This window comes from Larkinella soli (genome assembly GCF_003703975.1).
Lineage (GTDB): Bacteria > Bacteroidota > Bacteroidia > Cytophagales > Spirosomataceae > Larkinella > Larkinella soli.
In genome coordinates this window covers 239,077-263,472 of record NZ_QTJY01000011.1, presented here as the reverse complement: position 1 = coordinate 263,472, position 24,396 = coordinate 239,077, and the positions used below count along the sequence as shown (strand labels likewise).

At 59.5% G+C, this 24,396-nt stretch carries 18 protein-coding genes; 7 read left to right on the top strand and 11 right to left on the bottom strand.

The genetic code is table 11. The features are described from left to right. Window positions 1-2,507: T9SS type A sorting domain-containing protein (locus DX909_RS19695; RefSeq protein ID WP_164851345.1), on the top strand; the 2,507-nt coding region annotated here is incomplete at its 5' end. Window positions 2,508-2,628: 121 nt separating this feature from the next. Further along, a complete protein-coding gene (gene guaA, locus DX909_RS19690) occupies window positions 2,629-4,161 on the top strand; it encodes a glutamine-hydrolyzing GMP synthase (protein ID WP_128546924.1) in 1,533 nt (510 codons plus the stop codon). 95 nt (window positions 4,162-4,256) lie between these two features. On the opposite strand, the gene DX909_RS19685 is transcribed toward guaA, so the two are convergent. Both DX909_RS19685 and DX909_RS19680 read right to left on the bottom strand, forming a co-directional pair. After that, window positions 4,257-4,484, bottom strand: coding sequence for a hypothetical protein (locus tag DX909_RS19685; RefSeq protein WP_128546923.1), 228 nt, complete (start codon window positions 4,482-4,484; stop codon window positions 4,257-4,259). A 9-nt stretch (window positions 4,485-4,493) separates the two neighbouring features. Further along, window positions 4,494-4,754 (bottom strand): hypothetical protein, encoded by a 261-nt coding sequence (locus tag DX909_RS19680; protein WP_128546922.1) that lies wholly within the window; start codon window positions 4,752-4,754, stop codon window positions 4,494-4,496. A gap of 107 nt (window positions 4,755-4,861) precedes the next feature. Here DX909_RS19680 and DX909_RS19675 point away from each other — a divergent pair, with 107 nt between their 5' ends. The 3 genes from DX909_RS19675 (at window position 4,862) to DX909_RS19665 (ending at window position 10,656) form a co-directional block, all read left to right on the top strand. Continuing rightward, window positions 4,862-5,665: an alpha/beta fold hydrolase gene (locus DX909_RS19675; RefSeq protein ID WP_229311111.1), complete on the top strand. Its 804-nt coding sequence runs from the start codon at window positions 4,862-4,864 to the stop codon at window positions 5,663-5,665. 66 nt (window positions 5,666-5,731) lie between these two features. After that, the gene (locus tag DX909_RS19670; RefSeq protein ID WP_128546920.1) at window positions 5,732-8,176 is read left to right on the top strand and encodes a beta-propeller fold lactonase family protein; all 2,445 of its coding nucleotides are present in this window, start codon (window positions 5,732-5,734) and stop codon (window positions 8,174-8,176) included. Between the two features lie 68 nt (window positions 8,177-8,244). Further along, window positions 8,245-10,656, top strand: coding sequence for a penicillin acylase family protein (locus tag DX909_RS19665; RefSeq protein ID WP_128546919.1), 2,412 nt, complete (start codon window positions 8,245-8,247; stop codon window positions 10,654-10,656). A 345-nt stretch (window positions 10,657-11,001) separates the two neighbouring features. Here DX909_RS19665 and DX909_RS19660 read toward each other — a convergent pair whose 3' ends face one another. Genes DX909_RS19660 through DX909_RS19645 form a run of 4 tightly spaced genes read right to left on the bottom strand, consistent with a single transcriptional unit; the run spans window position 11,002 to window position 13,727 of the window. Further along, a complete protein-coding gene (locus DX909_RS19660; protein WP_128546918.1) occupies window positions 11,002-11,682 on the bottom strand; it encodes a hypothetical protein in 681 nt (226 codons plus the stop codon). Between the two features lie 4 nt (window positions 11,683-11,686). Beyond that, the gene (locus DX909_RS19655; protein WP_128546917.1) at window positions 11,687-12,073 is read right to left on the bottom strand and encodes a GntR family transcriptional regulator; all 387 of its coding nucleotides are present in this window, start codon (window positions 12,071-12,073) and stop codon (window positions 11,687-11,689) included. 2 nt (window positions 12,074-12,075) lie between these two features. Then, entirely contained in the window at window positions 12,076-12,876 is an 801-nt protein-coding gene (locus tag DX909_RS19650; protein WP_128546916.1) for a hypothetical protein, read from the bottom strand. Continuing rightward, complete coding sequence (locus tag DX909_RS19645) at window positions 12,873-13,727, bottom strand: ABC transporter ATP-binding protein (RefSeq protein ID WP_128546915.1); 855 nt, start codon at window positions 13,725-13,727, stop codon at window positions 12,873-12,875. The genes DX909_RS19650 and DX909_RS19645 overlap by 4 nt, the downstream gene beginning before the upstream one ends. Before the next feature lie 345 nt (window positions 13,728-14,072). Here DX909_RS19645 and DX909_RS19640 point away from each other — a divergent pair, with 345 nt between their 5' ends. Further along, on the top strand, window positions 14,073-14,420 hold the full coding sequence (locus tag DX909_RS19640) for a helix-turn-helix domain-containing protein (RefSeq protein WP_128546914.1): 348 nt from the start codon (window positions 14,073-14,075) through the stop codon (window positions 14,418-14,420). A gap of 408 nt (window positions 14,421-14,828) precedes the next feature. On the opposite strand, the gene DX909_RS19635 is transcribed toward DX909_RS19640, so the two are convergent. Then, the gene (locus DX909_RS19635; protein ID WP_128546913.1) at window positions 14,829-17,519 is read right to left on the bottom strand and encodes a DUF5686 and carboxypeptidase regulatory-like domain-containing protein; all 2,691 of its coding nucleotides are present in this window, start codon (window positions 17,517-17,519) and stop codon (window positions 14,829-14,831) included. Window positions 17,520-17,991: 472 nt separating this feature from the next. On the opposite strand from DX909_RS19635, the gene DX909_RS19630 reads away from it, so the two are divergent. Then, complete coding sequence (locus DX909_RS19630) at window positions 17,992-19,332, top strand: M24 family metallopeptidase (protein WP_128546912.1); 1,341 nt, start codon at window positions 17,992-17,994, stop codon at window positions 19,330-19,332. 53 nt (window positions 19,333-19,385) lie between these two features. Here the strand turns inward: DX909_RS19630 and fbaA are convergent, their stop codons facing one another. The 4 genes from fbaA to DX909_RS19610 form a co-directional block, all read right to left on the bottom strand. Continuing rightward, window positions 19,386-20,465: a class II fructose-bisphosphate aldolase gene (fbaA, locus tag DX909_RS19625; RefSeq protein ID WP_128546911.1), complete on the bottom strand. Its 1,080-nt coding sequence runs from the start codon at window positions 20,463-20,465 to the stop codon at window positions 19,386-19,388. Between the two features lie 111 nt (window positions 20,466-20,576). Then, entirely contained in the window at window positions 20,577-22,025 is a 1,449-nt protein-coding gene (locus tag DX909_RS19620) for an amidohydrolase (protein ID WP_128546910.1), read from the bottom strand. A gap of 99 nt (window positions 22,026-22,124) precedes the next feature. Continuing rightward, window positions 22,125-22,739, bottom strand: a complete 615-nt coding sequence (locus tag DX909_RS19615) for a hypothetical protein (protein WP_128546909.1) — start codon at window positions 22,737-22,739, stop codon at window positions 22,125-22,127. A 26-nt stretch (window positions 22,740-22,765) separates the two neighbouring features. Further along, the gene (locus DX909_RS19610; protein WP_128546908.1) at window positions 22,766-24,355 is read right to left on the bottom strand and encodes a SusD/RagB family nutrient-binding outer membrane lipoprotein; all 1,590 of its coding nucleotides are present in this window, start codon (window positions 24,353-24,355) and stop codon (window positions 22,766-22,768) included. Between the last annotated feature and the right edge of the window lie 41 nt (window positions 24,356-24,396).

The window sequence follows — 24,396 nt, the reverse complement described above, 5'->3', positions numbered from 1 at the left end:
GGGATGTCTTTCTCTTCAACGGCCAGTCGAATCTGAACGGCTATATGGAAAGCTATTCGTACCGCAATCCCTTCATTCGATCCTTCGGGAAACCGGAAATGTCGGTGCCGGACACCAACTGGCACCTTTCCAATGTGCCTGAAGCGCCGGTCGGTATCATCGCCACCGAACTCCAGCGGCTCATCCTGGAAGCTTACGATATGCCCACCTGCGTGATCAACGCGGCCATTTCGGGGACCATGATCCGGAGCCATCTGCACCGCAACCCGGCCAACCCCGCCGACCCGCTGACGGTCTACGGCCGCCTGATGTACATGGCGAAAAAAGCCGGCGTGGTCAACCAGGCGAAGGCGCTGGTCTGGCGGCAGGGCGAAGCGGAGGCCAGCGGGGGCGTTTTCCAGACGTACGACCAGGACCTGACCACGATGTATTCGAACTGGTTCGCCGACTTCCCGAACCTGAATAAATACTACGTGGCCCAGATCAACCTGGTAAATGACGCTACCTCCAGAGCCGGCTTCGTGCGGGAGGTGCAGCGCCGGGCCGCCCGCATTTTCCCGAAAACGGAATCCATCGCCACCGTCGGACTGCCGGGTTACGAGGGGCTTCATTACGGCCTGACGGGGCATCTCCAGTTCGCCCGGGAGCTGTTCCGGCTCATCGCCCGGGATTTCTACGGGTCTGCGGACGTCAGCAACATTTCCTCGCCCAACCTGCGGAAAGCCTATTTCCGGAATGCCGAAAAGAAGGAGGTCGTTCTGGAATTCGAAGAGGGCCAGACGCTGGTCTGGAAACAGGATACCGTCGTGACCAATCCCGACGGCAGCCAGACCACCCTCGACCTGCGGGATCACTTTTTCTTCAACTACGCCGACGCTCCGCAGGCCCGGCAGGTGGAAAGTGCGACGGTGCAGGGCAACCGGATCATCCTGACCCTGAAACAGGCCGTCGATGCCCAGCACATCACCTATGTCCCGAACAGCTTTCCCGTTCCGTTCGGCGGGCCGTTCCTGAAAAACCAGCGGGGCATGCGGGCACTGACCTTTTATAAATTCCCGATTGCCTCCTCGCAGGATCAGACCGGACCCGACGGCTCGCCCGGCCCGCCCCCTCCGCCGGGGAACAACAGTGAACCGGTGAACCCCGCGAACGGGGCCTACAAGGGCTATCTGGACAAGGTGTACTGCGAACGGGTGGTCGGCTGGGTCTGGGACCAGAACCGCCCGACGGCTCCCGTAACCATCGAAGTCTACGTGGGTTCGACGCCGGTGACGACGGCCATCGCCAATGAACCGCGTCCGGACCTGCTGCGAAACGGCATCGGCGACGGCCTTCACGGCTACACCGCGGCCCTCCCGCCCTGGATCAGGAACGGGCAGCCGCAGAGCGTCAGCATCAGGGTGAAGAACAGTTCCTACCAGATTCGCAGCAGCCCGCAGACCATCACCTGTGCGCCCGATCCGAACGCCGGAATCCCTCCCGGCAATACAGGTGGGAACACTACCCCTCCGCCGACCGGCACCCCGGCCAACCCGGTCAACGGAAACTATGAAGGCTTTTTCGAAGGCGCCGACTGCGGTTCGCTGCGGGGATGGGTCTACAACCGGAATGCCCCGAATGCGCCGGTGATCTACGAAATCCTGGCGAACGGTACGGTCGTCACTTCGGCCACGGCGAGCAACTTCCGGCAGGATCTGAAGAACGCGGGAAAAGGCAACGGCGAACACGGTTTCAGTCTGGAGACGCCCGCGTCGTTGAAAACCGGCCAGAACGTGTCGGTGAACGTGCGGGTAAAAGACACCGGTTACCTCCTGAAAAACGGCCCCCGGACGGTGAACTGTCCGGCTCCCGGCGGTACGACCAACCCGCCCGGCGGCACTCCCACGACACCGCCCTCAGGCACGGTCACCGGCAATTTCGACGGTTATTTCGAGGGCGCCGACTGCGGAAACTTCGGTGGGTGGGTCTGGGACAAGAACCAGCCGAACGCAGTGGTGACGGTCAGCATCCTGGCCAATAACGTGGTGATCGGGACGGTGGCGGCCGGCAATTTCCGGCAGGACCTGAAGAATGCGGGGAAAGGCAACGGCCAGCATGGCTTCAGCTTTACGCCCCCTGCTTCGATCAAAAACGGGCAGCCCCAGAGCATCGCCATCAAAGTGAAGGACAGCAGCTATCAGCTGAGGAACAGCCCGAAAACTGTGACCTGTGCGCCCGCGGCCCGGCTGGGAGCGGGAGGGAGCGGACCACAGGAATTCAGCGTGCTGGTTTGGCCCAACCCCACAGACGGACGGCTGAGAATCCGCCTGCACATTCCCGAGCGGGAACCCGCCGAACTGGGCGTCTGGGACTCCGCCGGCAGGCGGCTCTGGAGCCGGTCGGTCACGGGAGCCGGCCGGGAACACGAGGAGGTGGTTACCCTTCCGGCCTCGGCAACCGGGGTAGTGGCCGTAACGGCCACCGTCGGGAAGCAACGGTTCTCGAAGAAAATCATCGTAAACCGCTAAGGAACTGAGGCCGCCGGAACCCCTCCGGCGGCCTTTTTATTGGTCAAAAAAACCGGCGATTGAGCGGGCGGTGTTGTCCGGTTGGTAAAAACACCCTAATTTTGGGTTTTGGAACCGTACCATGACGACCGAACAAATTCTGATTCTTGATTTCGGTTCGCAGTACACCCAACTGATTGCCCGCCGGGTGCGCGAACTGAACGTTTACTGCGAAATTCATCCCTACAATCACATTCCCCCCATCACGTCTGAAGTTAAGGGTGTCATTCTGTCCGGCAGTCCCTGCTCCGTCCGCGATGCCGATGCTCCGCTGGTTCATCTGGCGGCTTTCCGGCACAAGATGCCGCTGCTCGGGGTCTGCTACGGCGCCCAGATGCTGGCCCACACCAGCGGGGGCGAGGTCCAGCCCTCTTCGATCCGGGAGTACGGCCGGGCCAAACTCAACTCCCTGCGGGCCGAAAACCCGCTGCTGAAAGGCCTTGAAAAGGAAACACAGGTCTGGATGTCCCACGCCGACACCATTACGCAGGTGCCGGGAGAATTCGAAATCATTGCCTCCACCGAAACCGTGAAGGTGGCCGCGTTCCAGATTCAGGGCGAACCGACCTACGGCATCCAGTTTCACCCGGAAGTGACTCATTCCCTACAGGGTAAGGCGCTGCTCAAAAACTTCGTGGTCGATATCTGCGGCTGCTCCCAGGACTGGACCTCCGAGTCGTTCGTCGAGTCGACGGTGGCCGGGCTGAAAGAGAAACTGGGGAACGATAAGGTCGTGATGGCGCTGTCGGGTGGAGTGGATTCCTCGGTGGCCGCCACCCTGGTACACCGGGCCATCGGCCGGAACCTGTACTGTATTTTCGTAGATAACGGTCTGCTCCGGAAGGACGAGTTCGAAAACGTTCTGGAATCTTATAAAGACCTGGGGCTGAACATCAAAGGCGTCGATGCGAAAGACCGATTTTACACCGCACTCGCCGGCCTGAGCGACCCGGAAGCCAAACGCAAGGCCATCGGCAAAACCTTCATCGACGTCTTCGACCACGAAGCGCACCAACTCGAAGACGTGGTGTGGCTGGGCCAGGGAACCATTTACCCGGACGTGATCGAATCCGTTTCGGTCAAGGGGCCGTCGGCCACCATCAAATCGCACCACAACGTGGGCGGCCTGCCGGATTACATGAAACTGAAGGTAGTCGAGCCGCTGAATACCCTCTTCAAGGATGAAGTCCGGGCGGTGGGCCGCACGCTGGGCCTCCCCGACAATATCCTGAAACGGCATCCGTTCCCCGGCCCGGGGCTGGCGATCCGGATTCTGGGCGACATCACTCCCGAAAAAGTTCAGATCCTTCAGGAAGTTGACTCCTTGTATATCAACGGCTTAAAAAAATACGGGCTGTACGACCAGGTCTGGCAGGCCGGCGCCATTCTGCTGCCGATCCAGTCGGTAGGAGTGATGGGCGATGAGCGAACCTACGAGCGGGTCGTTGCCCTGCGGGCCGTGACGAGCGTGGACGGGATGACCGCCGACTGGGCACACCTGCCCTACGAATTTCTGGCCGATATCTCCAACGAAATCATCAACCGCGTCAAAGGCGTCAACCGCGTCGTCTACGACATTTCCAGCAAACCCCCGGCCACGATTGAGTGGGAATAGAGTTGGGGAGTTTGAGAGTTTAGAAATTGAAAAGCCGGTGTTTCCGGGTGGCCTTTCGGGCTGCGCGAAATACCGGCTTTTTCCTGCCTGAGTTATTAGTCGAGGTCGCTTTCGTCGCCTTCCACGTCGACGTCGCCGGTGACCTCATCGTCGGTATCCGATTCGATGAAATCCTCGTCGCGGTCGGCGTCGAACTGGGCTTCGGTCAGATCGGGGTCGGGGCCGGGGAGCATGGCCTGCGGGTCATCATGGCGGGCCATCGTCGTCACGACGCCCTGGTTTTCATCCTCGGCCGGGTTGTAATCGTTTTGCTGCGGATTCATCATCTTGCCTTATTCTCCACTCGAACGGGCGACGTTGCCCCCGAGGTAATAGTTATCGTCGAGTTGATGATCGTGCTCGCCAGTGGGGTCGCCGTCGTCATCGGTCGGTTCTTCATTTTCCGTTTCGTCTTCGTCCACGGTATCTTCCTCGTCGTCTTCCATGGCGGCTCCGCTCTGGTTCCGAACGATGTCCGGATGGAGTCGGGGCAGACGGGTGCTGACCAGTTCGGTATCTTCGGCTGCGATCCGGGTTTCGAGTTCCGTTTTCATGGCGAATGGCCGGTCCGGGGAGGTTCCGTCCGGGCCGGTATTCCTACAACCGCCCTGTCGAAGAAAGGTTTATTTTCGTTAATTTGGGCCCATCTAACCCCTTTCCCGTGAAAAACTTTCTTCTCCTGCTGTCCCTGGCCCTGCCGCCGGCCGTGGCGGCCCAAACCGACCGCGATCCGGTATTTACCTCCTTCGACGGCACCCGCATCCATTATGTGGTGGAAGGCGAGGGGCGGCCCGTAGTGCTGGTCCACGGGTTCATGGGGAGTGCCGATTCCTGGAAAAAAGCCGCCCTCCGACAGGCGCTCATCGACGCCGGATACAGGGTCATCATTCCTTCCCTGCGCGGAAACGGCCTCTCCGACAAACCCCATTCGGTCGAAGCCTATCGCAACGATGCCGAAGCGAAGGACATCATGGCGCTGGTGAAACACCTCGGCCTGAAGCAGTACGATGCCGTCGGCTATTCGCGCGGGTCGATCATCACCGCCCGGCTGCTGGTGCTGGACAAAAACCTGCATGCTGCGGTTCTGGGCGGCATGGGGCCGGACTTCACCAACCCGGAGTGGCCCCGACGCAAGGCTTTCGCCGAACTGTTCAGCGGCAAGGCGCATCTGCACCCCGAATTTCAGGGCGCTCTCAACGGCGCCCGGACGCGGGGTCTGGATACGCTGGCCCTCGGCTTTCAGCAGCAGACCCAGCCCTCGACCAGCCCCGCCGACCTTCGAAACGTGAAGATCCCGGTCCTGGTCATCTCCGGCGATCAGGACGAGGACAACGGCAAAGCCCCCGAACTGGCCGCCATGCTCCCGAAATCGACGCTGAAAACCGTGCCGGGCAACCACAACAACACCTCCGGCTCCGAAGGCTTCGCCCGGGAAGTGCTGGCGTTCCTGAACGCGCATCGGTAATGATTTCTTAACAGACACTTCGTTCCTTCATCCTTTATTTTTGAGGTTTACTCCCTCGCTTTTCTCATGTTACCATATCTCCGACGTATCACCCTACTTTGTCTTACCGGTAGTGCTGCCTTCGCCCAGACCGCCGTCAAACGTGAAATCAGCCAGCTGAAATCGCTGGAAGAGAAGCGCGTGACGCTGCCCAACGGCTGGAGCCTGACGCCGGTCGGCCGCTCGCTGCCCCTCGGCGACCTGCCCCTGAACATGGCCGTCTCCTCGTCCGGAAAACGGCTTGCCGTCACCAACAACGGCCAGAGCACGCAAACCCTCCAGCTTATCGACATCGCCGGTGAGAAAATCCTGAGCGAGGTGGTCATTCCCAAATCGTGGGTCGGTATCCGGTTCAGCCCGGACGGCCGGCGGCTGTATGCTTCCGGCGGCAACGACAACCGCATCCTGATCTACGACGTCTCGGCCGACCAGCTCAGCAAGGTGGATTCCATTGCCCTCGGGCGGCCCTGGCCGGTCCGGATTTCGGTGGCCGGGGTCGAGCTGGATTCTAAAGGCGGCACGCTCTATGCCGTCACAAAGGACGACAGTTCGCTCTACGTCTGCGATGTGGCGACCAAACAGGTGAAAAACCGGCTCAAACTGGATGCCGAAGCCTACACCTGCCTCCGCTCGCCGGTGTCCGAAGAACTGTACATTTCCGTCTGGGGGGGCGACAAGGTGGTGGTTTACGATCCGGCTCAGCAGAAAATTACCGCCCAGTATGCCGTCGGCAGCCACCCGAACGACATGGTGGCCACCCGCGACGGCCGGTATCTGTTCGTGGCCGGAGCGAATGACAACTCCGTATCGGTGATCGATCTGAAAAGCCGCAAAGTGCTGGAAACCATCGGCACCTCGCTGTATCCCGACGCCCCGGCCGGCAGTACGCCCAACGGCCTCGCCCTGACGTCCGACCAGAAAACCCTGCTGATCGCCAACGCCGACAACAACTGTCTGGCGGTATTCGACGTGGAAAAACCGGGCCGCAGCCGCTCCCTGGGCTTTATCCCGACCGGATGGTATCCGACGGCCGTGAAGGTGGCGGGCAAAAAGGTGCTGGTTGCCAACGGGAAGGGCTTCACCTCCCTGCCCAATCCGAAAGGGCCGAACCCCTATAAACGTCGCGACGCTTCGGTCGAGTACATCGGCGGCCTGTTCAAAGGCACTCTGTCGGTTTTTGAAATGCCGGGCAAAGCCGACCTGGCGGCCTATTCGCGGGTGGTGTATCGCAACACCCCTTACACCAAAGAGAAGGAAACCCTGGCGGCCGGGATGGAGAATAATCCGATTCCGCGCCGGATCGGGGATAAATCACCCATCAAATACGTCTTTTACATCATCAAGGAAAACCGGACCTACGACCAGGTGTTCGGCGACATGAAGGAGGGCAACGGCGACTCGACGCTCTGCCTGTTCCCGGAAAAAATTACCCCGAACCAGCACGCCCTCGCCCGCGAATTCGTCCTGCTCGACAATTTCTACGTGGATGCCGAGGTGAGCGCCGACGGCCACAACTGGTCGATGGCCGCCTACGCCACCGATTATACCGAAAAAACCTGGCCCACCAACTACGGCGGCCGGGGCGGCACCTACGACTATGAGGGCAGCCGGCCGGTGGCCTTTCCCAAGAAGGGTTTCATCTGGGATTACTGCCGCCGGGCGGGCATCCGGTACCGGAGCTACGGCGAGTTCGAAGCCTATTCGCGCCGAAAGGGAACGGCCCTGGACGGTTTCATGTGCCGGGGTTACCCGGATTACGACCTGAGTATCCGCGACGTCGACCGGGTCGAAATCTGGAAGAAAGACATCGACTCGCTCATCACCGCCAAAGCCGTTCCGAACTTCAGCACCATCCGGCTCGGCAACGACCACACCAGCGGAGCCCGCATCAACGCACCGACCCCGGCCGCCCACGTGGCCGATAACGATCTGGCCGTGGGACGCTTCATCGAATACCTGACCAAAAGCCCGATCTGGGCCGAATCGGCGGTATTCATTCTCGAAGACGACGCCCAGAACGGCCCCGACCATGTCGATGCACACCGCTCCCCGGCGCTCGTCATCAGCCCGTATACCAAACGCCACCACGTCGAGCATTCGATGTATTCGACGGCCGGGATGCTCCGGACGATGGAGCTGATCCTGGGGCTGCCGCCGATGAGCCAGTATGACGCGGCCGCCACCCCGATGTTTGCCTGCTTCACGGCCACGGCCGATCTGACGCCGTACACCCACCGCCCCGCCCAGGTGGACCTGAACCAGAAAAATACCGCCATGACCGAACCCGCCCGACGGTCGGAGAAGTTCGACCTCAAACATGCCGACACCCTCGACGACCATGAGTTCAGCGAGGTGATCTGGAAAACCGTCCGGGGAGAGCATTCGGTGATGCCGGCCCCGAAGCGGGGGGCTTTCGTCCGGCTCAGTGAAAAGGAAGAGGAGGACGAAGAGGAAGAGGAGCGGAAGAAATAAGTAAAAATAAGCCGGGTCGGGAAGTTTCCGCGCCGGGTTTGTTACCTTGACGAACCACTCCTGAATCCATGCGATTGATCATTCTGGTCCTGATTGGCGGGCTGCTGGTTTTCAGCGGCCCGTTTTCGTGTCGGCAGCAGGCCGAAACCTTCCGGACGCCCGGTCTGCAGAAGCCCGTCGAAATCCTCCGCGACCGCTGGGGCATCGCCCACATCTACGCGCAGAACGAACACGATCTGTTTTTTGCGCAGGGCTACAACGTGGCCTCCGACCGGCTTTTCCAGCTGGAACTCTTTCGCCGGCAGGCCACCGGCACCATTGCCGAACTGCTCGGTCCCCGGGAACTGAAGCGCGACATCGGCACCCGGCTCTTCCAATTCAGGGGCAACCTGGACGAGGAGATGAAGCACTATCATCCCCGCGGGCCGCAGATCATCCGGGCGTTCGTGGAGGGCATTAACGCCTACATCCGGCAGGTCAGCCGGACCCCCGAAAAGCTTCCTATTGAATTTCAGCTGCTGAAAACCCGGCCCGGGCTCTGGACGCCCGAGGTGGTGATCAGCCGCCACCAGGGGTTGCTCTACAACGTGCGGGAGGAACTGGATTACGGAAGGCTGGTGCATTTGATCGGCCCGGACCGGCTTCGCGATCTGGAGTGGTTTCAGCCGGCCGCCGGCCAAAAAGACCCGGACCTGACGCTGCATGTCGCGGGGGAGCCCTTGTTTCAGCCCATTCTGGACCTGTACGACGCCTTCCGGTTGCCTCTGAAGTTCTCGCCGGAAGATAAGGGCCTGGGGGCCACCGAAGAAGAGGCCCTCTGGAAACCGGCCGACGCGGATGCCTGGTTCGAGAACGAACGGCATTTTGTCGGTTCCAACAACTGGGTGGTGAGCGGAGGGCGGTCGCAGAGCGGGTTTCCGATGCTGGCGAACGACCCGCACCGGGTGCAGGCGGTTCCGTCGCTGCGGTACTGGGTGCATCTGGTCGCGCCCGGCTGGAACGTGATCGGCGCCGGGGAGCCGGTGCTGCCCGGGGTTTCCATCGGCCACAACGAATACGGGGCCTGGGGACTGACCATTTTTGAAACCGACAACGAGGATCTGTATGTGTACGAAACCCGGCCCGGCTACCCGGCACAATACCGCTACGGGAACGGCTGGGAAGCCGTAAAAGAGGTGCGGGACACCATCCGGGTAAAGGAAAAAGCGCCGGTGGTGGTTTCCCTGAAATATACCCGTCATGGCCCGGTAGTGTATGAAGACGCCAAAAACCGGCTCCTGTTCGCGGTGCGGGCGGGCTGGCTCGAAACCGGCTGCGCACCTTATCTGGCGAGTCTGCGCATCAACCAGGCCCGTAATTGGGAGGAATTCCGCCGAGCCTGCGCCTACAGCCGCTTACCGGGCGAAAACATGATCTGGGCCGACAAAACCGGCACCGTCGGCTGGCAGGCGGTCGGGTTGTCGCCCATCCGGCCTTCGGTTCCCGGGCGGGCCTGGCCGGGCCTCCTGCCGGTGCCGGGCGACGGGCGTTTCGAGTGGGCGGGGTACCTGCCCATCCGGGACCTGCCCCATACCGTCGATCCGAAGGAGGGCTTCTTCGCTACCGCCAACAATAACCTGATACCGAAAGGGTTTTCGCACCGTGACGCCGTAGGCTGGTCGTGGTCGTCGCCGATGCGGGCAGACCGGATCAATGCCGTGCTGGCGAGCCGTCCGAAACATTCGCTGGACGATCTGAAAGCCCTGCAGACGGACTATTACACCCCACTCGCCGACCGGCTGGTGCCGCTGCTTCAGCCGCTCCGGGGCCGGCCGGAAGCGGTCGGGTGGGCGCGGCAGCAATTGCTCGGCTGGGACCGGAAACTGGCGGTTTCCTCGGTTCCGGCGAGCGTTTACGTCGCCTGGGAGGAGCAGCTGCGGGCTGCGGTCTATCATTTATCGGTGCCCGAAACCGCCCGGCCGTATCTGAAATCCATTCCTACCGAACGGATGCTGGACTGGATTACGAACAATCGGGTGCCTGGTTTTCCCGACCGAAACCGCCTGCTGCTGCTTGGTCTCGAATACGCCATGGCCGACCTGAAGGAGCGGCTCGGACCGGACCGCAGTCGCTGGCAGTACGGCCAGGAGGCCAATAAACACCTCCGGCTGACCCATGCCCTGAGCGCCTTCATGACGCCGGAGCAGAAAGCCCTGACCAGCGTCGGTCCGGCTCCCCGGGGCGGCTACGCCGAAACCGTGAACAGCACCGGCCACGCGCTGAATCAGGAACACGGAGCGTCTTTTCGGCTGCTGGTCGATACCGGCGACTGGGACCGGGCGCTGGGCATCAACAACCCCGGCCAGTCGGGCGACCCCCGCAGTCCGCACTACCGGGACCTGTTTCCGATCTGGGCCAGGGATGAATACATTCCGGTCTATTTTACCAAAGAAAAAATCCGGACCGTTACTGAAAAACGGCTGGTTCTGGACCCGAAATAGAAACGGTCAGGGTATCTGTAAAAGGAGTTAAGAGCGGCCGCTCACTGAGAGGTTGTTTAGGGAAGCGTTTTGTCATCCCGACGCAGGAGGGACCCTGGGCCTGGGTACTCAAAGAGGCTGGTGATTCAGCCACAAGATCCCTCGTTCCTCGGGATGACAAAAGAACCGGGGAACCAAAACCAGGGGAAGTCAAAACGTCCAAAAGGACAACCACACTCGAATAACAAACCCGCAACAAGAACGTCGCCCGGAATTGGGCGCAGGGTGAACGGAGGTTGGGAGAAAGCGATGGTCCATCCAGGGCGGTCGAGTGCCTTGAGGCACTTCCCCTCTTCAAACAACCCGTCAGGGGGTGATTCGGCGGAGCAGGGCACCCGGCAGTTGAACCACGGTCGCGCTGTCGGCCAGGAGCTGAAGGGTGCGGATGGAATTGCCCGAGACTTTAAACGTCCCGCTGTCCTGAACCGTCACCGAGGCCTGCCCGATGCTCTGGCCCTGTCCGGTGGTTTCCAGTTTGCTGCCCAAAACGGCGGTGGCCGTCAGCGTGGCGATCCGGCTGTTGAAAATATACAACCCGCTTTTCTCCAGGTAGACGGTCAGGGCGTCCGTTTTCAGGTCGTCGATCCGGCTGTTGGCGTTGGTCAGGACGAGCGTTTCCAGCTTCGGAAGAACAAGGTAGCCGATGGGCGGTCCGGAAAACTCTCCGGCTTTCAGTCGGTAATACGGCTCCTCATTGCGAACCGACACCACCAGGGTATCCCCGATGGTTCGGTAGGAAACGTTCCCGATGTCCACTTTCCGGACCCGCAGGCTCGGCTGGTCGCCGGACCGGAGAATGAGATACCGGCTGTTATCCCCATTCAGCTTCAGCACCCGGAAAGCCGGAATCGGGTGCGGGTCATAGCTGAACATCGGGTCTTTGAAGTCGATCCGGTTATAGGAAGCCTTCAGGCCCATCGTAACGGCAGTCAGGGCACTCAGGGTCAGAAAGAGCAGGGTCAGTAGGAGTTTGTCGCTGGTTTTCATGGAGTTATTTCGTTTGGCCGGGGCTGAACTCGGCCTCGACGAAGGAGCGGTATTTCCGCTCGATTTCTTCAATAGGAATGTTCAGCAGGTAAAGATTCCGGAAGAAGGCGGGCAGTTCGTTTTCCAGAAACTGCTCCCGGCGGTAAGACAGAATGCGGTCCTTTGCCTCCTCGGCCGCAAAGTAGCCGATGCCCCGTTTGTTGAAAATGATGCCTTTCTGTTGCAGCACCTCGTAGGCCCGCATGGTGGTATTCGGATTGACCTCCAGCTCCCCGCCCAGGTCGCGGACGGACGGAATCCGATCGCCGGGCGTCCACTGGCCGAGCAGAATCCGGTCGCAGACGTAGTCGGCAATCTGGAGGTAAATCGCCTGATTATCTTTGAAATCCATGTTTAAATCTGTTTTTCCCGGAACCGGACGTAGGTAATGAACCAGAGCGCCGGGAACATCAGGTACCAGAAGATGCGGACGGCCTCCTTTCCGGTATCCGTCAGTTCGAGGTAATAGCCCTTTTCATCGGGAGTCTGAAAGCTGAAACCCAGGAAGGGAAAGGGATTGCGCATCACCGCGGTTGACGGAAGCTGCCACGAGAGCAGCGCCCGATTGAAATAATACCCGACCAGAAATAGCAGGAGCGCGGCTATACCGGTTTTGACGAACGGTACTTTCGGAAAATAAATGGACCCGACGAAAAAAAAGCTCTGGGCCAGCAGGGCGATGAACATCGGTATATGGAACCAGCGGACCTCCGGGTGGTTGAAATCCAGCACCGTATACTTCTGACTGCCGGCCGGGAGTTTGCCATTGACGATGGATACATAAAATCCCTCGATCAGGTAAAAATCGGCCAGAAAAACCGGGATGAACAGGAACATCATCGTCAGCGGCACAAGGTATTTCTCAAACATCGAAGCCGGCAGGGCCAGGTAGGGAATGCCCCGCACCGGATTCTGGACCACCTTGAAAAGTTCACTCGTATACCAGGTAGACGCGGCCGAAAAAACCAGAATCAGTGATTGGGTGTGACCGGCATAAATGGAAGGGTAAAAGCGTTCCAGGTTGAGCATCTGGGACAGCATAAACAGCCAGACGCCGGTCAGCACCCCGAGACCCATCAGGTACGTGCGAAGGTGTTCGGACAGATACAGCCGGAACAGCAGTCCGAAACGGCGGAAGGAGAAAGTCTGATTCATGAGGTTCTGGAAACGGAGTGTTGGAAAAGAGTACGGACACGCTCACGGTTGGTGACGACGGCATTGAAAAGGCGTTCGAGGTCCACCCGGCTGTCTTCCTGCTCGTGGTTTTCCATCACGACCGAATATCCCCGGAGCGAGGGTTCGGCATACAGGACCCGGTCGGGTTCGGTCACGCTCGACAGGGTGCTGAAAACCAGGCGGTCGGCAATATCGGCCAGGGTGTGGTTCATCAGGATCTCACTTTCGTCGAGGATGACGATGCCGTCGATGAGGTGGTCGAGGTCGCGGACCTGGTGCGTCGAGATGAGCATGAGCCGGTCGGCGTCGAGGGCCGAAGCGACGATCTTCCGGAACTGGCTTTTCGAGGGAATGTCGAGGCCGTTGGTCGGCTCGTCCATGATCAGCACCCGCGTGTTCGTCGCCAGCCCGAAGCTGATCAGCACCTTCTTTTTCTGCCCGTAGGAGAGGGCCGTCAGCCGGTTTTCCTGCGGCACATCGAACTCGGTCAGGTACCGCCGGAACTGCGACTCGCTGAAGCGCGGGTAAAAGGGCCCCATCGTGGCGATGTACCGGTTGAGGGAAACGGGCGGCAGGTAAATCTCCTCGGGTACGAAAAAAAGCTCCTGAAGAAAAGCCGGCTGACGGCGTCCGGGGGTGAAACCGGCCACCGTCACCGATCCGGCCGTCGGGTAAAGCATCCCGCCCATGAGCCGGAGGAGGCTCGATTTGCCGGCCCCGTTCTTCCCGAGCAGACCGTAGATGCTGCCCGGGGGCAGGGAGAGGTTCAGGTCCCGGAACAGGAGTTTCTTCCGGCTGTAACCGAAGGAAAGGTTGTGGAGTTGGATCATCTGTTTGGCTTAGTGTACTATATAACTAATACACTGCAATGATCCGAAATCGGGAAAGGATTGTCAAGGAGTTTGGAAAATATATTTTTACCGCAGAACCACCCCCCGGCCCCCGGGATGACAAGCACACCCCAAACCAATTCTTCGGAGCAGCCCGATCCGGAGAAGCTTAACCCCCTGTCGAGGCTGTGCCGACGCTTTGGTTAGAGGAACAAGAAGCCCTGAAGCTGAGGAAATTACTTCAGGTACTCCCTCAAGGATGTAAAATACCGGAAGCCGACTATTTTAGTGCTGGTGTTTGCTGCACATCTTTTTTAGCTTTGTGGACATACAAACGACCCGACCATGCCGAAAACCATTCATCAGGGCAGAAACGTAAAACGCTTCCGGGAGATGCTCGGCATCAAACAGGAGGCTTTAGCCTTCGAGCTGGGCGACGACTGGAACCAGCGCAAAGTTTCGGTGCTGGAACAGAAGGAGGAAATCGAACCGGAGCAATTGGAGCAACTCGCCCGGGTGCTGAAAGTGCCGGCCGAGGCCATCAAAAACTTCGATGAGGAAACGGCCATCTTCAACATCCAGCACAATTACGAGGATCATCGGTCAATTCCAATTCCAATTCCAATTCGGTTAATGCCACTACCCATACGTCCAATTCGTATTGTACGTTCAACCCCATCGATAAAGTCGTAGAACTCTCTTCGAACGGCTTCTCCAGGCCGAAAAAGAAAAAGCCGAATTGCTCCAGAAGCTTCTTCAGGATAAATAGGCGAAGCCCAGCCTAAATCCCCAACACCCTTAGAGGATGTTTGGGGAAGGGGAAAGAGGCTCTCTCAACCGGTTTGCCCTGCCCTCGACCACCCCCCGGCCCCCTCCTTGATAAGGAGGGGGTGGCTCCGCAGTGACTGAAAAGAGGCAGCGCACTCTCCCCCTCCTTAGCAAGGAGGGGTCGGACCGGCGCTCCGGCCGGGGGGTGGTCCGGCGTCCTTACGTTTTTCAAGATGAAGGCCTCTCCAAACAACCCCCTCAAGGGGGCTTCGCGCTGCCAGGCAGGAATTGCGGAGCTAAGCCCACCTTCAGGGGGTTGGGGGGTAAGGTTCCTCACCGGAACTTCAGCGTCGTGCCGATGCGGAAGCCGAGGTCGCGGTATTTGCCGTCCTGCCACTGGGTGATGACCTCGACCCGGAAGAAGGGGAACACGCCGGGAATCAGGCCGTCGAGGGCGTAGCCGACTTCGGTGTAATTCTTCGAGCTGGGGGTGCCGAGGTAGTGGACGAACAAATTCTCCTTCAGGCCGGTCAGTCGGACGAGGGTCAGCTGCGTGATCAGGAACTTGCGGTATTCCATCAGCACGTGCGCTTCGGCAAACCGCTTCCCGGTGCTGAATTCATAATAGGGCAGCATCCGGAAGATCGAGGTCGGATCGCCTTGTTGCAGAAAGAACTGGTTGCCCTGAAAGTGCTGGAAATCCGGGAAATACAGGCTTTTATTATTCAGGAAGGCTCCTGCCCGCAGGTGGTAGCTCAACCGGCTTCGGATGCCGGTTTCGAACGAATGGCTCAGTCCGGCCTGCACGAAATCGTAGTCGACGTCGCTGCCCCCCACGCCGGAAATCCCCTTCCGGTAGTTGATCATCAGTTCGGGGCTGGTGTTGCGGGTGGGCACCTGGCGTCCGTTCCGGATGCGAAACCGGGTGGCTCCCAGCTTTCCCGAAGCGGTGAGGTTCAGCACCATCGCCTGATGCACCGGAAAAGCCGCCGGACCGATTTCCGCATTCAGGGGCCGGTTCGGCGTGTAGACGTACCGGTTCCAGTTGAACCAGGGTTTCAGGTCGTCGCGGTAATTGGCCAGTTCGGTGCGCTCGGCGTACTCCAGTGAACCCGACAGGGAAAGCCGCTCCTGAAACGGGCGGCTTTCGGCGGTGAGCCGCAGAAAGTCCCGCTGGTAGAGTTTCATGAAGTTTCGCTCGAAAAGCAGGGTGGTAATGCTGTTCAGGAACGGGCTGATCGGTTCGTTCGGGTTGAGCTGGAACACGAACCGCCCCCCGGCGGCCGTCAGCCGCGTGGTCTTAAACCGGTAGCCCAGGCTTCCATACCCGACGGGCCGTTTTATGCCGAACTCATACCGGCCGGTGCCGCCGAGGTTCAATTCCGGAACGGGCGGACGCCGGGCGTTCCGGTCCAGGGAATCGCGTTTCGGGACCGGTTTGAGATAATACCGCAGGTTCAGCCCGGCGTCGACGGTGTAGCCCTCCACGGTATTGTAGTTGATCTTTTCAAACAGGCTGTTCCAGGTTAGCGAGGTACGTTTGCCTAGGCTCCAGGTGTTGCCGGTCAGCAGCTGGCCGGGTTTGAATTTGCTGACGTTTCTCCGGCGGGTCGTATCCTTTTTGGCGGTTTTGACGCTGTCGGTCCGGGCCTTGATCTCCCGGACGATCTTCAGACTGTCGCTTTTTACATAGCTGATGCGCTCGGCGGAGGTCAGCGGAACGGCCCGCAGAGTGTCCCAGAAAGCCGTGGAGCGTTTCCGGGCCAGTGAGTCGTAAACCGTCGAGTCGTTGCGCGTCACCACCGGTTCCTGCTTCTGTTCCTTCCGGGCCTTGTATTCCTGCTTTTCGTATTCCTTCAGCATTTTTTTGAAGTCGCGGGTCGAAAACTCCTTCTGTTTGGCAATCTTATCTTCGAGCTTCTGGCCTTTGATGTCCTTATTGGAAAGCGAAACGGCCGGTTTTTCCACCTTTTCGTCGACGATCTTTACGTCCTCCACGAAAGCCGGGTTCACTTTCAGGTCCCGGAACGACTGGTTGATGATGAACTGGGCATTGCCGGCGGCCCCCATGATTCGGCCGTCGAGGTCGAAGCGCTGGTTGACCGGGAGCCAGACGTTCTGGACGGGGCTGTAGACCTGCCGGATTTTGATGTCGAAGCCCAGCGGGTTGCGCGTTTCCAGCTGGAGGCTATGGAGAGCCCAGGTGTTTTCGATGATGTAGATGACGCCCCGGAAGACCCCCTCGCCGTAGGAGCGCGGGGTGACCTTGATCTTGCTGATCTCGTGATCCCGCTCCCGAAACGTTCCCTGGTACTCGAACTTGTAGTAGCCGAACGCCTTGGGCGACAGGGGAGAAACCGTATTGTTGACTTCCGGCTGGTAGAAGCTCGCCAGAAAGTAATCGTTCACGGAGACGTTGTCTCCCAGTGAGTTGCGGGTGCCCAGGATCCGCTGACGGTAGGTATTGGGCTGCCGGAAACTCACCTCGGCCACGGTTTCGTACAGCATCGGCACCCCCACCTTGAAGCCTTCTTTCTCGGCCTCCTTCAACTGCTTGCGGTACAGAAACTGCATCGGCAGGTCGGTGATCGTGAAGGAGGTTTTGGAGTAGGCGCGGGCGGTGTAACTCATCACCTGCAACTGGTGGTATTTCGCCTTGGCGATGGCCCGGCGCATGATGCTGTAGGCCGGGTCTTCCTTGCCCTGGCGGGCCTGTACCTCCTCCAGCCGGTAGGCCTGTTCCTCCATCGTGAGGTCGAGCGTCTGCCAGTCGTTCTGAATCTCCACGGCCCGTTCGATGGTCTGGAAACCGAGGTACTGAAAAACGATGGTATAGCGGCCGGGTTTCAGGCCGACCTCATACCGGCCTTCCGCATTGGAAATGGCGCCCTGCGAAGTCCCTTTAACCACGATGGCCGCGTAGGGCAGGGGTTCACCTTTGGCGGTTTTGATGGTGCCGCGAAGGCCCTGGGCCATTCCGGCCACGGCCGTCAGCAGGAAGGACAGGGCAAAGAGGTATTTCATATCGGGAGGAGGTATCGTTGGTTCGGTTTAAATGATGCCTTTGAGCTAAGTTAGGTTGCCTTTGGTATCCCGGTTTTTTGTCATCCCGACGCCAGGAGGGATCTCCTCGTGGCTGAATCACCGACCACTGGGAACGCCGGGGCAAAAGAGCCCTCCTGGCGTCGGGATGACTAAAACGGGGAGGAGCCTGCAGTAATGAACAGAATGGCCGCCTGAAGGTCGCAGAGCGACCGAATGATTGTAGTTACCGCACGTCGGCAACCCGCGACGCAGTGCCTGCAGGCACTTGTTCTTCCCCGAACGGGCTCTAAGGCCTTAAATTACGAATCGAGCCGGTTTTTCTCCCGCTTTTAACATTCCTTAACGACAAACCTGTAAAGTTTTGCGGGCAAAGGTTGTATTTGGGAGGGAAAGATTGAGATTTATTCGGTTGGGTGGTATCTTGAAGGATAACGTACCCAGCTTCCTGATCATGCTGAAAAAACTACTCTTTCTGGTGTTCCTCGCACCCCCGCTGATCGCCCAGCCCCTGACTATCCTGAATGAGCGGGAGCGGTCGCGGGTAGTGGACGAAATCCTCGAAGACCGGTTCAATACCCTGCTGCCGCAGCTGATGCGCCGGGAGGGCATCGATATGTGGGTGCTGATCTCCCGCGAGTACAACGAAGACCCCGTCCTGAAAACCATGCTTCCCGGCACCTGGCTCTCGGCCCGCCGACGCACCATCCTGGTCTTCTACGATCAGGGCCCGGAAAAGGGCGTCGAGAAGCTGGCCATCGCCCGCTACGACGTGGGGAACCTGCTGAAGGGGGCCTGGGACATCGACGTCCGGCCCAACCAGTGGGAAGCGCTGACCCGGATCATTGAAGAACGCAACCCGAAAACCATCGGTCTGAATTTTTCGAAAAACTACGCCCATGCCGACGGGCTGACGTATACCGAACGCACCGAGTTTCTGGAAAAATTGCCGGCGGCTTTTCAGAAGCGCATCGCATCGGCCGAAAAACTGGCGGTGGGCTGGCTTGAAACCCGCACCGAAAAAGAGATGGCGATTTATCCGCTCATCTGCCGGTTGTCGCACCAGATCATTCAGGAGGGCTTTTCCGAACAGGTCATCCAGCCGGGGGTCACCACCTCCGACGACGTGGTCTGGTGGTTTCGGCAGCGGATCACGGAACTGGGCCTCGACACCTGGTTTCATCCGACGGTCGACATTCAGCGGGCCGACGCCCGGGACTTCGACCACCTGCGTACGTTTTCCAAAAAGGCTTCCGGGCAGGTGATTCTGCCGGGCGATCTGCTCCACGTCGATTTCGGCATCACCTACCTCCGGCTGAACACCGACCAGCAGCAGCATGCCTACGTCCTCCGTCCCGGAGAAACCGAAGTGCCGGAGCCGATCCGGAAAGCGTTTCAGCAGGGCAACCGCCTTCAGGACATCCTGACGGAGCGGTTCAGGGCGGGCAAAACCGGGAATCAACTTCTGCTCGAAGCCCTGGAGCAGGCTGGGAAGGAAGGAATCAGGGGAACGATCTACACGCACCCGATCGGAGTGCATGGCCACGCGGCCGGCCCGACCATCGGCCTGTGGGACCAGCAGAAGGGCGTTCCCGGTCCGGGCGACTACCCGTTGTTTGCCAATACCGCCTATTCCATCGAACTCAACGCGGCCGTGGAGATTCCGGAATGGAAGAAAACCGTCCGGATCATGCTGGAGGAAGACGGCTTTTTCGACGGAAAGAGCTTTCGCTATATCGACGGCCGGCAGACTGAGATTTTTTCGATCCCGCGAAAGCTGTCCTATGTAAAATAAAAAACAGCAAAAAGCCCCGGCCGATCGGCCGGGGCTTTTTGCTGTTTAGGCCATCAGGCCAGGCGGTTGATGCAGTTCAGATCTTCGAACGCGTGCTTCAGCCGTTTTACCATACTTTCCTCGCCCTTACGCAGCCAGACGCGGGGATCGTAGTATTTCTTATTCGGTGAATCGGAGCCTTCGGGGTTGCCGAGCTGGGCCTGCAGATAATCTTTCTTGCCTTCGTAGTAGTCCTTGACGCCTTCCCACATCGACCACTGCATGTCGGTATCGAGGTTCATTTTGATGGCGCCGTATTTGATGGCTTCGCGGATTTCCTCGCGGCTGGAGCCGGAACCACCATGGAACACGAAATTGACGGGATTCTGACCGGTTCCGAATTTCTCCTGGATGTAGTCCTGCGAGTTTTTCAGAATGATCGGGGAGAGCTTTACGTTACCGGGTTTGTAGACGCCGTGTACGTTTCCGAACGCAGCCGCAATGGTGAAGTTCGGAGAGATTTTCTTCAGTTCCTCGTAGGCGAAAGCCACTTCGGAAGGCTGGGTGTACAGCTTGGAATCGTCGACGTCCGAATTGTCGACGCCGTCTTCCTCACCGCCGGTTACGCCGAGTTCAATCTCCAGCGTCATGCCGATTTTGGCCATCCGCTCGAAATATTTCGCGCAGATTTCAATATTTTCCTCGATCGGTTCCTCCGACAGGTCGAGCATGTGGGAGCTGAACAGCGGTTTTCCCGTCTGATCGAAATGCCGTTCTCCGGCTTCCAGTAGCCCGTCGATCCACGGCAGCAGTTTCTTGGCGCAATGGTCGGTATGCAGAATGACCGGAACGCCGTACAGCTCGGCGACATGATGGACGTGCAGGGCTCCGGAGATCGATCCGGCAATGGCAGCCTGTTGTTTATCGTTCGGAAGGCTTTTCCCGGCGTAGAAAATACCCCCGCCATTGGAGAACTGGATGATAACCGGGGAGTTAACGGCTTTAGCCGTTTCCAGAACCGCATTGACGGAATTGGTACCTACGACGTTGACGGCCGGCAGGGCGTAGTCATTTTCGTTGGCATGGCGGAAGATTTCGGTGACGCCTTCACCCGTGATGACGCCGGAATTGAATCGGGTGGCTACTTCGCTCATTGTCAAGAAGGAATAAAATAGATTGGCTTCAAGAAAAAATAGGCTGAATCCGAGACGGTTATCCCATTCCGGATCCAGCCTGCAAAGTACAATTAATTTTTTAAACCGTCATTACTTCCGGTAGTCGAGCGCCGGTTTCCGGTTGCCGAGCAAAGCCTCGTATTTGAAGTCGGCTCCCCGGGCGGTCTGCCAGTCGGAACGGGCCTTCTGCACCAGCGCCGGGTCGCTCAGGAGGTCGATGGCGGTCAGCGACAGGGTCTTGGCCGCCACCATCATGCCCTTCACGCCGATGCTCGTGCCGGCCGCGGCCACGGCCTGCCAGCTGTGGGCCGCCGTACCCGGCACCCACGTTGCCGCCGACAACCCGACCGTCGGCACCGCCCAGCTGACGTCGCCTACGTCCGTCGAACCCCCGCTGACGGGGTCGTTGGTATTCATCGTCGAAATTTTGGCCGCATCGCCCGGCTTTTTGATCGAGCCGAAGGTCGCCCCGAACGATTCCCCCATCTTCTCGGCAAATTTCGTCTCCTCCTCATTGTAGGTTACCCCGCCGACAAGTCCCAGGTTTTTGTGCATCACCTGCGACAGGGTCTCGACCGGCAGGATGTTGTAGACGCCCCCGATCACCTCGTACTCCATTTTGGTTTCGGTACCCAGGGCCGCGCCCTCGGCGGCTTTCACGATCCGCTTCCAGACGTCCTGCACGATGGCCCGGTTTTTATTGCGGGCGTAATAATACACTTCGGCGAAGTCAGGCACGACGTTCGGCGCTTCCCCGCCCCGGGTGATGACGTAATGGACCCGCGTATCGGAGGGGATATGTTCCCGCATCATGTTGACCATATAGTTCATCGATTCCACGCCGTCGAGCGCCGACCGGCCGCGCTCGGGAGCCGCGGCCGCGTGGGCCGAGATGCCCCGGAACCGGAATTTGCCGGTGATGTTCGCCAGTGAGGTGCTCGGGTTGGCGCTGTTGTTGTCGGCGGGGTGCCAGTGCAACACCACGTCCGTTTCGTTGAACAGCCCTTCCCGGACCATGTACACCTTGCCCGAACCGCCTTCCTCAGCCGGCGTGCCGTAGAGTTTGATGGTCCCGGTTTTGCCGTTGGCCTGCATCCATTCCTTCACGGCAATGGCGGCCGCCGTGGACCCCGGCCCGAACAGGTTATGCCCGCAGGCATGGCCCGCCCGCTTGCTGTCGATGGGTTTGCGTTCGGGGGTGGCGTCCTGCGTGATGCCCGGCAGGGCGTCGTACTCGGCCAGGATACCGACTACCGGTTTGCCGCTGCCGTAGGTGGCGACGAAGGCCGTCGGGATGCCGGCCACCCCGGCCTGCACCGTGAACCCGGCTTTTTTCAGCTCCTCCTGGAGCAGCGCCGAGCTTTTCACCTCCTGGTAACCGACTTCCGCCCAGTCCCAGATCTGTTTGGAAAGGCCGCCGTAGTGGGCCATTTTGCTGTCGAGGCCGGTCAATACCGCCTGCCGATCCTTCGGAAGCGATTTCTGCGCCTGAAGGGGCAGGGCCAGTGCGGCCAGGGCCAGCACGGTCAGTGGTTTCATAAACGGTTTGTGCATGAATTCAGAGGGTAGAAAAGAAACTGCCCCCGATGCGTGGGGGCAGGGCTTCAGCTGTCGACGAAGTTACACTTTTTGTTGCGATCATTTTAACGGTTGGTACAGGGCTTTTTTGGTATCCACCCGAATCACCAGCCGGCAATCCCCGACCTGGCCCCGGGTTTCGTCGCAGATGCCGTCGTGGAAGGCGTCGAATCGGCGGCCGTCGCTGGTCTGCACCACGAACTTGAGCTGAAAGGTGTCGTTCAATTTCAGATCGGTCAGTTTGGCGCCTACGGCTGCGGCCGCATCGGCCGCTTTCAGGTTGACCGTGGCCGGAAGGGTTTCGAAGGTTCTCCAGAGTTTGTCGGTAGTGGCCAGCCGGCTGGGCAGCGGAGCCAGCGATGCGGCCGGATACAGGCAGCCCACGCCGTTGCCGCAGGCCGTCATGGCGGCCGTCAGGGCCACCCGGGGGTTGTTCAGCCCGATCCAGACCTCGACGGCTTTGACGCCGACGCCCTGCCCGAAATCCTCCCCGTTCAGGACAAACTCGAAGTCGCTCGTCGCCAGGGCGTTCAGGTCGAAATAGGCCTTGTTGGCGTTTACTTTGGCCGTCGCGACGGCCCCGGCCGGGGCTTCCGGAATCGGGTCTTTCGTCTGGCAGGCATCCGAAATCAGCAGCGTCGTCAGAAACAGGGTAAAGTAAGGTATCGTTTTCATGTCGATTCGGTGAGTGTTTTTTCCAATCAGAGATCCCAGAAAACCGGGGTGACGAAATTGTTCTGAGCCGGCGCGTTGGTATTGGTGTTCAGCTCCCGCTGGGAATACGTGAACCGCAGCGGAAACGGGTTCAGGGGCGAAATTGGCGCCATCAGCGTCGGAAAGCCGGTCCGGCGGTAGTCGTTGTAGGACTCGATGCCGTTCCCGAACAGGGCGATGTATTTCTCCGTCATCACCACCCCCAGTTTACCCGCGGTTCCGGCGGCCGCATCAAACTGCTTCAGCCGGGTATCGACGAAGCCGGCGATGGTGGCCGCCGAGATCAGATTGCCGGTATTGCCGGGGGCCTGCACGAAGCTGTTGATGCTGTTCAGGTTCAGGGTAACGGCGTTTTGCAGGTACTGCTTCGGGTCGCCTTTGGTGCCCAGGGTCAGGGCAGATTCGGCCAGGATGAAGTTGACCATGGAGGCCGTGAGGATCGGGAAAATACCGGCCCCGGAACCGTCGGCGGTGGTCACCACGCGGTGGTTGGCGGGACTGCTGGCCCCGGAATTGGTCAGGAACACATTGGCCGCCGTCAGGTTGTTGATCGGGTTGTTGTCGTAGAGACCGCCGTAGGGATAAATCCCGAACGTGGCCCGCACGGCATTGTCGGCCGGAGCGCCGGTGGGGTCGCCGGTATAGCGGCCGCCGTAGCCGTTGCTGGTCCGGGTGAAGCTCACCCCGGCGTTGTTGGTCTGGCGGTAGACGTAATACCGCAGCCGGGGATCGTCCGCGTTGAACAGCCGCTCCATAAAGCCCTGATCCATCCAGAAATCCTTCGTGGAGCGGTATTCGCTGATGTGGATGGGATGACGGTTCTGCGGGGTTTCGGTCGTGCCGAACTTAAAGGTGAAATCCTGGCTGTTGGCGAGAATCAGCTGCCCCCCGTCGATGAGCGCGTCGATGTCCCGCTTCACCCGGTCTTTCTCGGCCGGAACCAGCCGGATCTGGTTGAGCAGTTTCAGTTTGAGGCTGTTGGCCATCCGAATCCAGCTCAGGCGGTCGCCCCGGTAGAACAAATCGGCGTTGCCCGGCGACACATAGGGCTGTTTGTTCAGGTCGGCCACGGCTTCGTCGATCAGCGGAAAGAGGGCCGCATAGATGTCGGCGCCCTTGTCGAACTTCGGGCTGAGGTTGCCGTCGCCTTTCGAGGCTTCGGAGAAGGGCACGTCGCCCCAGAGGTCGACCAGTACGCTGTACAGATAAGCCTTTTCCAGCTTGGCCATGCCCACATAACTCCACTGCGTTCTGGCCGTTCCCTCCCGGATGATGATCTCCAGATCGTTCAGCGCTTCCGAATACAGGGCGTTCCAGGGTGTCTGGAAGGTCGAGCCGTTCAGGTCGAAGCGGCTGGGGGTGTTCTGGGTAGCATGCTGCATGATGATCGTGGCGATCCGGTTGGTGGCGCCCCCGCCGATGTTGACGCCGATGGACACCTGAGTTGCCGGCAGAAGCAGGTCCAGCGCCGGCTGTGAAGGTGCGTTCGGGTCGACGTTGATGTCGAGAAAGGAATTACATCCGCTGAACGTGAGGGCCAGAACGGTGCCGACGAACAGACTGATTATTTTTTTCATATAAGATGGTTCGATGGAATGGTACTTCATGTTTACTCAGC